Source organism: Micromonospora arida, from assembly GCF_003857035.1.
Lineage (GTDB): Bacteria > Actinomycetota > Actinomycetes > Mycobacteriales > Micromonosporaceae > Micromonospora > Micromonospora arida.
The window spans coordinates 50,984-64,871 of record NZ_QGSY01000167.1 but is presented as its reverse complement, the minus strand read 5'-3'; the positions used below and the strand labels follow the sequence as shown (position 1 = coordinate 64,871).

General features: G+C 71.7%; 14 protein-coding genes. 1 reads left to right on the top strand and 13 read right to left on the bottom strand.

The features are described 5' to 3' along the window. Positions 1 to 158: 158 nt before the first annotated feature. The 7 genes from DLJ58_RS13930 to truB all read right to left on the bottom strand — a co-directional run bounded on the left by DLJ58_RS13930 (position 159) and on the right by truB (position 8,042). Positions 159 to 629, bottom strand: a complete 471-nt coding sequence (locus tag DLJ58_RS13930; protein ID WP_124856498.1) for a GNAT family N-acetyltransferase — start codon at positions 627 to 629, stop codon at positions 159 to 161. Between the two features lie 115 nt (positions 630 to 744). After that, positions 745 to 1,512: a 4-hydroxy-tetrahydrodipicolinate reductase gene (gene dapB, locus DLJ58_RS13925; protein WP_124856496.1), complete on the bottom strand. Its 768-nt coding sequence runs from the start codon at positions 1,510 to 1,512 to the stop codon at positions 745 to 747. 107 nt (positions 1,513 to 1,619) lie between these two features. Then, on the bottom strand, positions 1,620 to 3,017 hold the full coding sequence (locus DLJ58_RS13920) for a M16 family metallopeptidase (RefSeq protein WP_124856494.1): 1,398 nt from the start codon (positions 3,015 to 3,017) through the stop codon (positions 1,620 to 1,622). Between the two features lie 47 nt (positions 3,018 to 3,064). Continuing rightward, on the bottom strand, positions 3,065 to 5,455 hold the full coding sequence (locus DLJ58_RS13915) for a polyribonucleotide nucleotidyltransferase (protein WP_124856492.1): 2,391 nt from the start codon (positions 5,453 to 5,455) through the stop codon (positions 3,065 to 3,067). Positions 5,456 to 5,682: 227 nt separating this feature from the next. Continuing rightward, a complete protein-coding gene (gene rpsO / locus DLJ58_RS13910; protein ID WP_030337594.1) occupies positions 5,683 to 5,952 on the bottom strand; it encodes a 30S ribosomal protein S15 in 270 nt (89 codons plus the stop codon). 199 nt (positions 5,953 to 6,151) lie between these two features. Continuing rightward, positions 6,152 to 7,081 carry a bifunctional riboflavin kinase/FAD synthetase gene (locus DLJ58_RS13905; RefSeq protein WP_124856490.1) on the bottom strand — a complete coding sequence of 310 codons (930 nt, stop codon included), beginning with the start codon at positions 7,079 to 7,081 and terminating at the stop codon, positions 6,152 to 6,154. A 76-nt stretch (positions 7,082 to 7,157) separates the two neighbouring features. Then, positions 7,158 to 8,042: a tRNA pseudouridine(55) synthase TruB gene (gene truB, locus DLJ58_RS13900; RefSeq protein ID WP_124856488.1), complete on the bottom strand. Its 885-nt coding sequence runs from the start codon at positions 8,040 to 8,042 to the stop codon at positions 7,158 to 7,160. Positions 8,043 to 8,150: 108 nt separating this feature from the next. On the opposite strand from truB, the gene DLJ58_RS13895 reads away from it, so the two are divergent. Continuing rightward, positions 8,151 to 9,161, top strand: a complete 1,011-nt coding sequence (locus tag DLJ58_RS13895) for a hypothetical protein (protein WP_124856486.1) — start codon at positions 8,151 to 8,153, stop codon at positions 9,159 to 9,161. A gap of 21 nt (positions 9,162 to 9,182) precedes the next feature. On the opposite strand, the gene DLJ58_RS13890 is transcribed toward DLJ58_RS13895, so the two are convergent. The 6 genes from DLJ58_RS13890 to DLJ58_RS13865 form a co-directional block, all read right to left on the bottom strand. Further along, a complete protein-coding gene (locus DLJ58_RS13890; protein ID WP_124856484.1) occupies positions 9,183 to 10,505 on the bottom strand; it encodes an MATE family efflux transporter in 1,323 nt (440 codons plus the stop codon). A gap of 692 nt (positions 10,506 to 11,197) precedes the next feature. Then, on the bottom strand, positions 11,198 to 11,407 hold the full coding sequence (locus tag DLJ58_RS13885) for a DUF6186 family protein (protein WP_208741081.1): 210 nt from the start codon (positions 11,405 to 11,407) through the stop codon (positions 11,198 to 11,200). Next, positions 11,407 to 11,814 (bottom strand): hypothetical protein, encoded by a 408-nt coding sequence (locus DLJ58_RS13880; RefSeq protein ID WP_124856480.1) that lies wholly within the window; start codon positions 11,812 to 11,814, stop codon positions 11,407 to 11,409. The genes DLJ58_RS13885 and DLJ58_RS13880 overlap by 1 nt, the downstream gene beginning before the upstream one ends. A 102-nt stretch (positions 11,815 to 11,916) precedes the next feature. Beyond that, positions 11,917 to 12,966, bottom strand: a complete 1,050-nt coding sequence (locus tag DLJ58_RS13875) for a DHH family phosphoesterase (RefSeq protein ID WP_124856478.1) — start codon at positions 12,964 to 12,966, stop codon at positions 11,917 to 11,919. After that, positions 12,963 to 13,463 carry a 30S ribosome-binding factor RbfA gene (rbfA, locus tag DLJ58_RS13870; protein ID WP_112624086.1) on the bottom strand — a complete coding sequence of 167 codons (501 nt, stop codon included), beginning with the start codon at positions 13,461 to 13,463 and terminating at the stop codon, positions 12,963 to 12,965. The genes DLJ58_RS13875 and rbfA overlap by 4 nt, the downstream gene beginning before the upstream one ends. 126 nt (positions 13,464 to 13,589) lie before the next feature. Beyond that, entirely contained in the window at positions 13,590 to 13,886 is a 297-nt protein-coding gene (locus DLJ58_RS13865; protein WP_091400377.1) for a DUF503 domain-containing protein, read from the bottom strand. Positions 13,887 to 13,888 lie beyond the last annotated feature (2 nt).

Sequence of the window (13,888 nt, the reverse complement as noted above, 5' to 3'; positions counted from 1 at the left end):
TACTACGCGTCTCGTGGGCTCGGAGATGTGTAGAAGAGACACCACAACTCCATGATCGCCGCCGGCCCGGCCGGACGCCCCGGCGATCTTGCAGTTTCGGTTGCCGTTATGGGTGAGATGTTTCCTATGTCGCGACAGGAAGTGCTAGATCGCGGGGGTCAGGGGGTGAGTTCGGCGATCAGCTCTTCGTCGTCGATCGCACCCGTGGGGTGGAAGCCCAGGGACTCGTAGAGGGCGGCAGCCTGGGTGTTGTCGGGGTGGTACGACAGGCGGACCGGGGGGTTGCCGGCCTTGGCCGCCAGCCAGGGGGCCAGCGTCTGCACGGTGGCCCTGCCGACGCCCTGGCCCTGCTCGGCGGCGTCGACCAGCATTCCGCCGATCCAGTGCGAACCGTCGTCGTCCACGCCCCACATGACGTGGCCGACGACGGTCTCGTCGGCGTACACGGCGAGGGAGTTCCACACCTCGGAGCGGGTGCTCAGCAGCAGATAGCGCGCGCCCAGCGCGGCCACGAAACGGCGTTGGTCGTCTCGCGGGGCGACGTCGGCCACCGCCCGCCAGTTGTCGTCGTCGACAGGCCGGAGCGTGACTCGCCGCCCGCGCCGGTCCAGGTGCCCTGCACTGATCATCCGACGGATGCTACCCGGCCTGCGGATCTTGGACACCTTCGTCAGCCCGCCCTGGGAACGAAAACTGTCCAAGATCTACGGTGCCGCGACGTGGAGGAGCGGACGAGCGGCCCGGTCAGTCGAGCAGGGCGTCCAGGCCGACGGTGAGGCCGGGGCGGTTGCGCACCGCGCGGACGGCCAGCAGCACACCCGGCATGAACGACACCCGGTCGTACGAGTCGTGCCGAATGGTCAGCGTCTCGCCGGTGCCACCGAACAGCACCTCCTGGTGGGCGACCAGGCCGGTGGCGCGCACCGCGTGGACGCGTACCCCCTCGATGTCGGCGCCGCGCGCACCCGGCACCTCGTCCTTGGTGGCGTCCGGGACCGGGCCGAGGCCGGCCTCGGCGCGGGCCTGGGCGATCTGCCGGGCGGTGTGGGTGGCGGTGCCACTCGGGGCGTCCAGCTTGCGCGGGTGGTGCTGCTCGATGATCTCGACGGACTCGAAGTGTCGGGCAGCCCGCGCGGCGAACTGCATCATCAGCACCGCGCCGATGCCGAAGTTCGGAGCGATGACCACACCAACTTCGGGCTTGTCGGCCAGCCAGCCACGCACCTGCTCCAGCCGCTGCTCGGTGAAGCCGGTCGTGCCGACCACCGCGCTGATGCCCTGCTCGATGCACCACTGAAGGTTGTCCATGACGACGTCCGGCGTGGTGAAGTCGACGACCACCTCGGCCGTGGAGACGGAGGAGCGGCTGTCGCCCTGGTCGACCGCCGCGGTCAGGGCGAGATCGTCGGCGGCGTCGACCGCCTTGCAGACCTCGATGCCCATCCGGCCGCGCGCACCAAACACGCCGACCCGCAGCTGCTGGGCCGGGGTCTTTCCCTGCTCGTCAGTCACGGGGCACAACCTATCCCAATCGGGACGGGCCCTTCCGGCCGGATCCGCTGTGCTCCACCGGCCGGGACGCCCGACCGGGGTGCCTCGGCCGAGCCGGGCCGCAGACCTCAGACCGTGAAGTCGCCGGCGCCGAACGGGCCCACCACGGCCAGCGACATCGGCCGGCTGAGCAGTTCGGCGGCGAGGACGTTCACGTCCTCCACGGTGACCTCGTCGACCCGGCGGAGCAGCTCGTCGACCGGCATCAGGTCGCCGTAGAGCAGCTCACCCTTGGCCAGCCGGCTCATCCGCGAACCGGTGTCCTCCAGGCCGAGCACGAACGAGCCCTTGCTCATCCCCTTGCCCCGGGCCACCTCGGCCTCGGTCAACCCGTCGGCGGCCACCCGGGCCAGCTCGGCGCGGGTCAGGGCCAGCACCTCGTCCACCTTGCCCGGCGCGCAGCCGGCGTAGACGGCGAACAGGCCGGTGTCGGCGTACTGGCTGGCGTAGGAGTAGACCGAGTACGCGAGGCCGCGCTGCTCGCGGATCTCCTGGAACAGTCGGCTGGACATGCCGCCGCCGAGCACGTTGTTGAGCACCCCGAGGGCGAACCGCCGATCGTCGAGCCGGTCGATGCCGGGGCAGCCGAGGATGACGTGTGCCTGCTCGGTCTCCTTCGGCTCCACCAGGGTGGTCGCCGGCTTGGTGCGTACCGCCGGGGTCGCCGCGCGGTGCGGCGCCGGGCTGGCCGGGTCGCTGTCCAGCGGGGTACCGCGCACGGCCTGACGGACCAGCTTGACCACCGCGGCATGGTCGAGGTTGCCGGCGGCGGCGATGACGATCTGCGGCGCGGTGTAGCGACCCCGGTAGAAGCTCTGGATCTGCCGCCGGGCCATCGGGGTGACGGTCTCCGCGGTGCCGGAGATCAGCCGGCCCAGCGGGTGATCGCCGTAGACGGCCTGGACGAAGAGGTCGTGCACCTCGTCACCCGGCTCGTCGTCGTGCATGGCGATCTCCTCCAGGATCACGCCACGCTCGGTCTCGACGTCGGCCGGCTCCAACAGCGAGTCGGCGACCAGGTCGCACATCACGTCGATCGCCAGCGGCAGGTCCTCGTCCAGCACGCGGGCGTAGTAGCAGGTGTATTCCTTCGTGGTGAAGGCGTTGGTCTCGCCACCCACCGCCTCGATCTGCGAGGAGATCTCCAGTGCGGTGCGCTTGTGCGTGCCCTTGAAGAGCAGGTGCTCGAGGAAGTGCGCGGCGCCGGCCTGCGGGCCGGTCTCGTCACGCGAGCCGACCGCCACCCAGATGCCGAACGAGACGCTGCGCATCGCCGGAATCGCCTCGGTGAGGACGCGCAGGCCGCTGGGCAGCACGGTACGACGTACCGTGCCGCCCAGCGGGTCGTCGCTGAGCGTCCGGGTCACCGCGCGGGCGGTGCCGCCGGAGCGGCCCGCCCCGGTGTCCCGAGAAGGGGCCACCCCCCGTCGATCCGGTGGAAACGGCGCGCTGATGGCCCGACTCACGACTTGCTCCCGGTTCGACGAGGGGTGGGTGATGCGTTGTACGACGGTCAGCTGTGCCGGGTCCGACGGCGCGGACGCTCGCCGCCCTCGCCACCCTCGCCGCCGCCGCCGTTGCCGCCCTCGCCGCCGCGCTCCGGGCCACGCCCGCCACGGTCGCCGCCACGCTCACGGTCGCCGCGGTCACGCGGAGCCCGGTCGCCACGGTCCCGACCAGCCGGCCGGTCGCCAGCGGCGGCCTCACCGGCGGCCGGAGCCTCGGTGCCCTCCGGGCGGACCTTGTCGAGGTAGATCTTGCCGCGGGCGTCGATGTCCGCGATCTCGACCTCGACCCGGTCACCGACGTTGAGGAAGTCCTCAACACGCTCGACCCGCTTGCCGTCGCCCACCTTGGAGATGTGCAGCAGGCCGTCACGGCCCGGCAGGAGCGAGATGAACGCGCCGAACGCGGCGGTCTTCACCACCGTGCCGAGGAACCGCTCGCCCTGCTTCGGCAGCGTCGGGTTGGCGATGCCGTTGATCCGGTCGACGGCCGCCTGGGCCGACGGGCCGTTGGTGGCGCCGACGTAGATCGTGCCGTCGTCCTCGATGGAGATCTCGGCGCCGGTCTCGTCCTGGATCGCGTTGATGGTCTGCCCCTTCGGGCCGATCACCATGCCGATCTTGTCCACCGGGATCTTGACGGTGGTGACCCGCGGCGCGTAGTCGGACATCTCGGCCGGAGCCTCGATCGCCGCCTTCATGACCCCGAGGATGACCTGCCGGGCCTCGTTCGCCTGCTGCAACGCGGCGGCCAGCACGTCCGACGGGATGCCGTTGAGCTTGGTGTCGAGCTGGAGCGCGGTGACGAACTCCGGCGTGCCGGCGACCTTGAAGTCCATGTCACCGAACGCGTCCTCGGCACCGAGGATGTCGGTCAGCGTCACGTACTGGGTCTTGCCGTCCACCTCGTCGGAGATGAGCCCCATCGCGATGCCGGCGACCGGCGCCTTCAGCGGGACACCAGCGGAGAGCAGACCCAGCGTCGAGGCGCAGACCGAACCCATCGAGGTGGAGCCGTTGGAGCCGAGCGCCTCCGACACCTGCCGGATGGCGTACGGGAACTCCTCGCGCGACGGCAGCACCGGGATCAGCGCGCGCTCGGCGAGGGCGCCGTGGCCGATCTCGCGACGCTTCGGCGAGCCGACCCGGCCGGTCTCACCGGTCGAGTACGGCGGGAAGTTGTAGTTGTGCATGTAGCGCTTGCGGTTCTCGGGGGACAGCGTGTCCACCATCTGCTCCATGCGGAGCATGTTCAGCGTGGTGACGCCCAGGATCTGGGTCTCGCCCCGCTCGAACAACGCCGAACCGTGCACCCGGGGCAGCACGCCGACCTCGGCGGTCAGCGCCCGGATGTCGCGCGGGCCACGCCCGTCCATGCGGACCTGCTCGCGCAGCACGCGGTTGCGCACCTCGGACTTGGTCAGCGACCGGAAGGCAGCGCTGAGCTCCTTCTCGCGACCCTCGAACCGTGCGCCCAGCTCCTCGGCGACCCGGGCCTTGACCCGGTCCAGGGCCTCCTCGCGGTCGGCCTTGCCGGCGATGGTGATCGCCTCGGCCACGTCGGCGCGGGCCAGCTCGGACACGGCGTCGTAGATGTCGTCCTGGTAGTCCAGGAAGACCGGGAACTCGGTGACCGGCTTCGCGGCGACCTCGGCCAGCTCGCTCTGCGCGCGGCACAGCTCACGGATCGCCGGCTTCGCGGCCTCCAGGCCGCTGGCGACGACCTCCTCGGTCGGTGCGGTGGCACCGGCCGAGATGAGGGCGACGGCGTTCGGGGTGGCCTCGGCCTCGACCATCATGATCGCGACGTCGCCGTCCTCGAGCGTGCGGCCGGCCACGACCATGTCGAAGGTGGCGCGAGCCAGCTCCTCCAGGGTCGGGAAGGCGACCCACTGGCCGTCGATGTGGGCGACGCGGGTCGCCCCGATCGGGCCGGAGAACGGCAGGCCGGAGAGCTTGGTCGACATCGAGGCGGCGTTGATCGCCACGACGTCGTACGGGTGCTGCGGGTCGAGCGCGAGGATGGTCTCGACGACCTGGACCTCGTTGCGCAGGCCCTTGACGAAGGACGGGCGCAGCGGCCGGTCGATCAGCCGGCAGGTGAGGATCGCGTCCTCGCTGGGCCGACCCTCACGGCGGAAGAACGAGCCGGGGATGCGGCCCGCGGCGTACATCCGCTCCTCGACGTCGACGGTCAGCGGGAAGAAGTCGAACTGCTCCTTCGGGTGCTTACCGGCGGTCGTGGCGGAGAGAACGACCGTCTCGCCCAGCTGGGCGATGACGGAACCGGCGGCCTGGCGAGCCAGCCGACCGGTGGAGAAGGTGATCTCGCGGGTGCCGAAGGACCCGTTGTCGATCACGGCGGTGCGGGATTCGGTGCCGAGTTTGGTCTCGGTCATGTGCTGTCGTGCTCCTTCGCGTCGTGGGCCCACGACATCGGGGAGCTGCTCAGCCGGCCGGTCTTCGATCGAAGCGCCCGGGTGGCCGGCATGATGCCGGGGTTCCCGGGGGCCACTACCGGAGACCGGTACGCTGACCGGCTCCCTCTCGGGTGGTCGCGCGGCCCGTGTTTCTTCAGGTGGGACGCGGTACGGGGGAGCGGCCGTCCGGCCACTCCCCCGTCACGTCACCGGCGCAGACCGAGCCGCTCGATGAGCGACCGGTAGCGGGCAATGTCCTTCTTCTGGACGTAGTTGAGCAACCGACGGCGCCGGCCGACCAGCAGCAGCAGCCCACGGCGGCTGTGGTGGTCGTGCTTGTGCACCTTCAGGTGCTCGGTCAGCTCGGCGATCCGCTTGGTGAGGACCGCGACCTGGACCTCCGGCGAACCGGTGTCGCCCTCGGCGGTCGCGTACTCCGCGCGGATGCTGGCCTTGGCTTCCTGATCGAGCGCCATGTTCTCCCTGTTTCGATGGGTTGATCAAGTGGGTGTCCGTCGTCCCGATGGACCGGGAACGGACCGGTACCTCGCACCCGCGGCGTCGAGCAGGCACGCGAGGCCCCACGCCGGTCACCCGACGTCCCGGCAAGACTACCAGCACTCGCCGGTAACACCCGGCGAAGGGCCTCGGTGGCGGCCCGCCACCTCTCCACGATCAGCCCAGTACGCGTCGGGTGCGCTCGACGTCCTGATTCATCTGGGCGATCAACGGCTCGATCGAGTCGTACCGGATCTGACCACGCAGGTGCGCCACGAAGTCCAGGGCGAGCCGCTCGCCGTACAGGTCGCCGGAGAAGTCCAGCGCGTACGCCTCCACCCGCCGCTCCCGGCCGGAGAAGGTCGGGTTGGTGCCCACGGACACCGCCGCCAGCAGCGGCTCGTGCTGACCGCGGCGGATCAGCCGGGCCGCGTACACGCCGTCGGCGGGCACCGCCGCGTACCGGTGGCAGAGCAGGTTGGCGGTGGGGAAGCCCAGCTCCCGGCCCCGCTGGTCGCCGCGGACCACGACGCCCTCCACCCGGTGTGGGCGGCCCAGCGCGGCGGCCGCCGCGCCGACGTCACCCGCGTCGACGCAGGACCGGATGTACGTGGAGGAGAAGACGGTGCCGGCCTCGGCGACCAGCGGGGCGCCCTCCACGGCGAAGCCGAACGTCTGACCCAGCCGTTCCAACAACGCCACGTCGCCGGCGGCCCGGTGCCCGAAGCGGAAGTTGCTGCCGACCACCACCAACGCCGCGTGCAGGTGCTCGACAAGGACGTCGTGCACGAACTGCTCGGCCGGCACCCGGGAGAACTCGGGGGTGAACGGGACCACGCAGAGCACGTCCACGCCGAGCGCCTCGATCAGTTCGGCCTTACGGGCCGGCTCGGTGAGCACCGCCGGATGCGAACCGGGGCGCACCACCTCGGCCGGGTGCGGGTCGAAGGTGACCACCACCGACTGCACGCCCAACTCGCGGGCCCGGGCCACGGCGTGCCCGATCGTCGCCTGGTGCCCCTTGTGCACGCCGTCGAAGACGCCGATGGTGACCACCGAGCGTCCCCACCCGCCGGGCGCCGCGTCGTAGCCCCGCCACCGCTGCATGCCGTTCCTCTCTGCTGTCCCGCCGGCCGGCGGGTCGACACCGCCGGCTGCGGGCCGGCGGACCTGCGCTGCGCTGTCAGGCCGGTGCGAGCACGATCTCCGCGCGGGCCCGCCCGTCCCGCTCGCTGACGATAGCGATCAGGCCGCCGGCCGGCCCGAAGACGGCGTACGGCCCGGTGAGGCCAGCCGGGTCCAGTGGCCCCCCGTGGGCGAGCACCCGGGCCTCGTCCGGCGTGGCCACCCGGCGCGCGAAGAACCGGTCGGCCGCCGCGTCCAGTGGCAGGTTCACCACGTCCGGGGCGCGCTGCTCCAACTCGTCGAGCGTCGCCGCCTCGGCGAGGGTGAAGCCACCCACCGCGGTACGCCGCAGCGCCGTGAGGTGCCCGCCGACGCCGAGCGCCAGGCCGGCGTCCCGGGCGATGGCCCGGATGTACGTGCCGGAGGAGCAGGTCACGTCCACGTCCACGTCGACCACGTCCGGCTCGGTGCGGCGGATCGCCAGCACCTCCAACCGGGAGATGGTGACCCGCCGCGCCGGCAGCTCGACGCTCTCCCCGTCGCGCACCCGCTTGTACGCCCGCTGCCCGTCGATCTTGATGGCGCTGACCGCGCTCGGCACCTGGTCGACCTCGCCGCTCAGCCCGGCCAGCACCGACCGGATCGCGTCGTCGGTGACCTGCCCGGCCGGCACGGTGGCGGTGACGTCGCCCTCGGCGTCGTCGGTGACTGTGGTCTGGCCGAGCCGGATGGTGCCGGCATAGCTCTTGCCCGCGCCGATCACGTAGGTCAGCAGCCGGGTGGCCCGTCCGACGCCGATCACCAGCACGCCGGTCGCCATCGGGTCGAGGGTGCCGCCGTGCCCGACCCGCCGGGTCTTCGCCAGTCGGCGGATGCGCGCCACCACGTCGTGCGACGTCATGCCGCCGGGCTTGTCGACCACGATCAGACCATCGGTGCTCACGTCGGCCAAGCCTGCCAGATGTGGCCGCCGCCCTCGGGGCCGCCCTGGTGACCGGCGCCTACTATCTGCTCGCGCCGGCCACCAGCGGCGAAAACTGACGGGGGAACCATGGACAGCACGTCGTCGAGCGAGCCCACACCGACGGACCCGGTCGACCCGCCACCGCCGCCCGCCGCGGTGGCGCAGGTCAACCCGGTGCAGCTACCGGATTGGCTACGGTCATCGCAGACCGAGCACCAGCCCACCGGGTGGGACCGGGTCCGTTTCTTCTCGGCCCGGCACAACGGGGCCCTGCTGCTCGGCCTCGGGCTGGTGATGGCACTGCTGATGGTCGTCGGCGGGGTGGTGTTGGTCGGTCGGGTCGCCGATGGTGTCCGTACGTCCGCCTCGGCGAGCCCCACACCGACCCCGACCCCGCCGGTGAGCAGGGTCGGCGAAGCACGGGATCTGTTCGCCGGGTCGCCGGCGGCCTCCTTCGCGCCAGCCGAGGAGGCCGTGCGGATGCCTGCGGCCAAGAGCACCGGGCCGTTCACCGCGGCCCAGGTGCGGACCGCGCTGGAGTCGGTGCGCAAGGCACTGATCGAGAGCCGGGTCGACATCTCGATGTTCTCCGGGGATCCGGAGCCGTTCCTCGCGCTGCTCGCCCCGGACGCTCGCGAACGGCTCCGGGGAGACTTCACCAACGGCAGCTTCTTGCGGTACGCCACGAGGATGGCGTCACCGTCGGAGTGGGAGTTCGGCGTCCGCGCCGACGGCCGGGTCAGTTACCGGGCCACCATGCAGAACGGCGTCCGACTGCTGGAGGTCTCCACGGAGTTCGTCTGGGCGTACCCGTTCGACGTGGACCTGCGGGCGCCCGCCGGCGCGACAGTGGTGGCGCTACGCGACCAGGTTGTGTGGCAGGTGCCGCACCCGGACGACGTGCCGACCTCCGCCCGGGGCCTCTGGGTCAGCTCGGCGGAGGCCGTGACCTGGAACGCGGACTGCGCCCAACTCCGTGAGGGCTGGGTGCAGGAGCAGTTCTGGGTGGCCGACGTGCACCAGGACCGGATACCCGCGGGCGACCCGGGCACCATCTTCGACCTCGACGCGCCCGCGCCGACCACCACGCGCTGCTGACCGGCGGGCTCCGGCGACCGGTCAGCGGACCGCGCCGGTCACCGCCCACCTGCCGTTGCGCAGTCGCAGCAGTAGGGCGACCAGCCGGATCACCACGAACACTGTGAGCCCGGCCCAGATGCCGCCCAGCCCGAGGTTGAGCGCGTACGCCAGCCAGATGGCCGGGAGGAAGCCACCGAGCGCCGCCACGATGGTGAGGTTGCGCAGGTAACGCACGTCGCCGGCGCCGATCAGCACCCCGTCGAGGGCGAACACCACCCCGGCCAGCGGCAGCATGACGACGAACCACGGCCAGGCCACCATGGCCTGCTCGCGTACCCCTTGGTCGGAGCTGAACCACGACGGCACCACGTCCGCGCCGGCGGCGACGAGCAGCGCGAAGCCCACGCCGCAGACGCCGCCGAGCAGCCCGACCCGCCGGGCGAGCGCCCGTGCACCCGAATCGTCGCCGGCGCCGAGCGCGGCACCGACCAGGGACTGCGCGGCGATGGCGAGGGCGTCGAGCACCAGCGCGGTGAAGAACCAGAGTTGCAGGGCGATCTGGTGGGCGCCGACGGCGGCGGCGCCGAAGCGGGCGGCGACGGCGGTCGCGGACAGGAAGCTCGCCTGGAACGCCAGCCCACGGATCAGCAGGTCGCGGCTGAGCACCAGTTGTTGGCGGATCACGCGGGGTTGGGGTCGCAGCGACACCCGCTCGCCGACCAGGGCGGCGGCGAAGAGCACCCCGCAGAGCGTCTGCGCGACGACGTTCGCCACGGCCGAACCGACCAGACCCAGCCCGCCGGGGTAGACCAGCAGCGGGCAGAGCAGCGCGGAGAGCAGGTTGGGGCCGAGCACGAAGAACAGGGGACGGCGAGTGTCCTGCACGCCGCGCAGCCAGCCGTTGCCGGCGGCGGCGAGGAGCAGGCCGGGAGCGCCGAGGGCCGCGATCCGCAACCACTGGGCGGCGGCGTCGGCGACCTCGCCACCACCACCGACGAGGGTACGCGCGAGCGCGCCACCGCCGACCTGCATGCCGACCGCGATCAGCAGACCGACACCGAACGCCAACCAGGACGACTGGACGCCCTCGGCGACCGCGGCGGCCCGGTCACCCGCGCCGAAGCGGCGGGCCGCGCGGCCGGTGGTGCCGTAGGCGACCACGGTGCCCACCCAGGCGGTGAGCGTCATGACAGTGCCGCCGACCGCGAGCGCGGCGAGCGGCACCCGGCCGAGGTGACCGACCACCGCGGTGTCGACCAGCACGTAGAGCGGCTCGGCGGCGAGCACCACGAGGGCCGGCAGCGCGAGCGCGGCGATCCGCCGGGGCGAGGCGGGTCGGTGAGCGGGGGTGGCGTGGTTCATCGCCGCCGATCCTGGCACGGCTGCGGTAAGGATCGCAATCCCACCGACTACTTACCTTCGCCGGTGGCGCCCGTCGACGGGTGGCCCCTCCGGCTCGTCCCAGGCCCCCGTGCAGCACCTGCCGGCGGGCAGTCGGGGCGTCGGCTTGTCGGGTCGGACGCTTTGGAGCTGATGTCGTAGACGAATCACGTCGTGATGTCGCAGACGATGTCGTGATGTCGCAGACGATGTCGTGATGTCGCAGACGATTCAGCTCCAAAGGCGAACCAGGAACTGGCCGAACCTCCCGACCGCACCGATCTGAGGGATCACCGTCGGAGGGGTCGGATCATTGACGGGTGTCCATCGACGTCTGCAGCGCGCGGCGGGCCTGCTCGCGGGCGTCGTCGGTGGTGGTCTCCGGCTTGGGCTTGTTCGGCATGGTGGCGCTCCTCTTCCCAGGGCGTGAGCCGCCGGCACGCGGCGGCCCTCACGGGCGGTCCTGCTGAGGCCCCACGGCGGTCCGGGGTTACCGGAGCAGCCGACTGGGCAGCGTGAGCCCGGGTCGATCCGACCCTGGAGGGAGGCGGCACGGGGTGTGGCACCACCGCCCATGACCTGCACCGCTACGCGGCACCGGCCTTCTCCCAAGTTATCGTTCAGGTCCACATACTGCTTACGGTTCCCGCCATTTGGACGGTCGGCAGCCCAGCTCAGCGAGCCAGGAAGTGCCAGCCCAGCCACCACCAGAACCCGAACAGACCGATCCGGCCCACCGGCACCGGACCGACCTCGTAGCGCATCACGTAGGCACAGACCTCGCCCAGGGTGGGGATCCGTGACCCCTCCCGCCGGGCCATCCACTCGACCACCGCGAAGAGGATCAGCGCGGCGAGGAAGCCGCCGATCGCGAGCGCGCGCATCATCGCCGCACCAGCCCCCAGAAGGCGGACAACCAGGCGAACCAGACCGCCGACCGGGTCAGTTGATCCTCCAGGAGAGGATCGGCCAACCGGGAGAAGGTGGGGAAGTCGTCGCCGGCAGCCAGCACGAAGGTCACGCCCTCGAAGACCCCGAAGACCACCACCGGCACCGCCCACCAGGCCGCCCCCGGGCCCAGCCGGCGCGGCGCCGGCCGACGGGGCACCCGGTTGCTCAGACCGAGCCAGATCAGCACCCCGCCCGTCCCGAGGGTGAACAGATTCGCCTCGGTGGAGAAGGAAGCGAACCGGCCACCGACGAGCGACAGACAGACGAGGACGGGAACGGAGACGGCGGGCCGGTCCCAGGCGCGGGGGGCCTCCACGGTGAGGTCGTGCGGCTGCTCCATCCCGCAATTCTTCCCGGTATCACGGAACGCGGGAAGACCAACACTCCCCGGAGCTGACCCTGATCTTCCGGACCGCCGGAACGATGGCGACCGAAGGGCGCGTCAGCCGATCAGCGCCGCGTCCAGCTGACCGCGGATCGACTCGACCACCTGCTCGACAGTGCCCCGACCGGTGAACCCGGCCGCGAACGTGTGCCCACCACCGCCCAGCGCTACCGCGACCCGGCTGACATCCACCGCGCCCTTGCTACGCATCGACACCGCCCACTCGGCGGGCCTGGTCTGCTTCACCACACAGCTCACATCCGCCTCGGCGGTGCAGCGCACGGAGTCGATCAGAGCCTCCAGCACGTACGGCCGCTGGTCGTGCCGGGCCAGGTCATCGAGGGTGGCGAAGGTCCAGACCAGACCCCGACCTCCGGCGGCGGCCGGCTCCAGTCGAGCCCGGCCGAGCACCTCACCGAAGAGGCGGACCGCGCCGAAGGGCCGGGTGTCGAAGACCCGCCGGGAGATGTCACCCGGCGAGATGCCGGTCGCCAGCAATCGGGCGGCCATCTGATGCACCTCCGGAGTGGTGGCCTCGAACCGGAACGAGCCGGTGTCAGTGGTCAGCGCCACGTAGAGGCACTCGGCGATGGCCGGATCCACCACCACCCCGAGCCGGGCCAACAGTTGTTCGGCCACGACCGACGTGGCCGCCGCACCCGGGTCGACCAGGTTGACAGTGCCGAAACCGGGGTTGGAGGCGTGGTGGTCGAGCACCAGCGCCGCACCTGCCGACGACAACCGCCCGGCCAACTCGCCGAGACGTGACTCGCTCGCCGCGTCGAAGCAGATCACCAGATCGGGCACCGGGTCGGCGGCGTCCGCCGGGACCAGCAGGTCCAGCCCGGGCAGCCCCCGGAACGGTTCCGGCAGCTCCGGCGGCCCGGGAAAGGTCGCCTGCACGTCGTGTACGCCGAACTGCCGCAGGCCCAGACCGAAGCCGAGCATGCTGCCCAACGCGTCGCCGTCCGGATTGATGTGGCAGATCAGGAGCACCCGGGCGGTCTGCGGGAGAGCCCGCACCAACGCCTCGGCCGCGGCCCAGTCCGCCTCGGCGGGGCCGAGCCCTGCTGCCCCGGCGAACGGGGCGCTGGCGGTGCTGGTCACCGCGTTTCCCCACCCCGCGGGGTCTCCTTGACGTCGGTGGCCTCGTCGGCCTCGTCCGTCTCGTCGGCCTCATCGGTCTCGTCGTCCACCCGGTACGGCTGGGCCTCGCCCGCGTACTTCGCCTGGGCGGCGAGCCGCTGCACCTCGGCGTCGGCGTTGCGGGCGGCGGCGAGCAGGTCGTCGATGTGCTTGACCTGGTCCTGCACGTCGTCGAGGACGAACGTGAGGGTTGGCGAGTGGCGCAGCCCGAGGGCCTTGCCGACGGTGCTGCGCAGCAGCCCCTTGGCGCTCTCCAGCGCCGCCGCGGTGTCCGCCTGGGCCACCGAGTCACCGAGCACCGTGTAGAAGACCGTCGCGTCACGCAGGTCAGCGGTAATCCGGGCATCAGTGATGGTGATCATCCCGAGCCGCGGGTCCTTGATCTGGCTCCGCACCACCGACGCGACCAGCTCACGCACCCGTTCCGCGTGCCGGCGTACCTTGGCCGGATCAGACATCTCGCCACCTCCACGGCGTCCTGCTTCCGGCCGAACCGGCGGCCCGCAGGCCGCCGGCCGACCGGCCAACATCTCGAACACTACCTTCGGGGCCGCTCCGGTCGCCCGGCACAGCCGGCACCATGGTCAGTCGTCGTCCACGCCGTAGAGCCGGCGTCGAACCGACAGCAACTCGACCTCGGGGCGATTGGCCACCAGGCGCTCACAGGAGTCGAGCACCTCGCGGACGTGCGCCGTCTCGGCGGCCACCACGGCCACCGCCAGCTGCGCTCGACCATGCAGGTCGAGCGCACCCACCTCGGCGGCCGACACCTCGAAGCGGCGCAGCGCCGCCACGATCGGCCGTACATATGATCTCTTGGCCTTGAGCGACCGTGAGTCGCCCGGCAGCAGCAGGTCGAAGACCGCGGTTCCGGTGAACATCG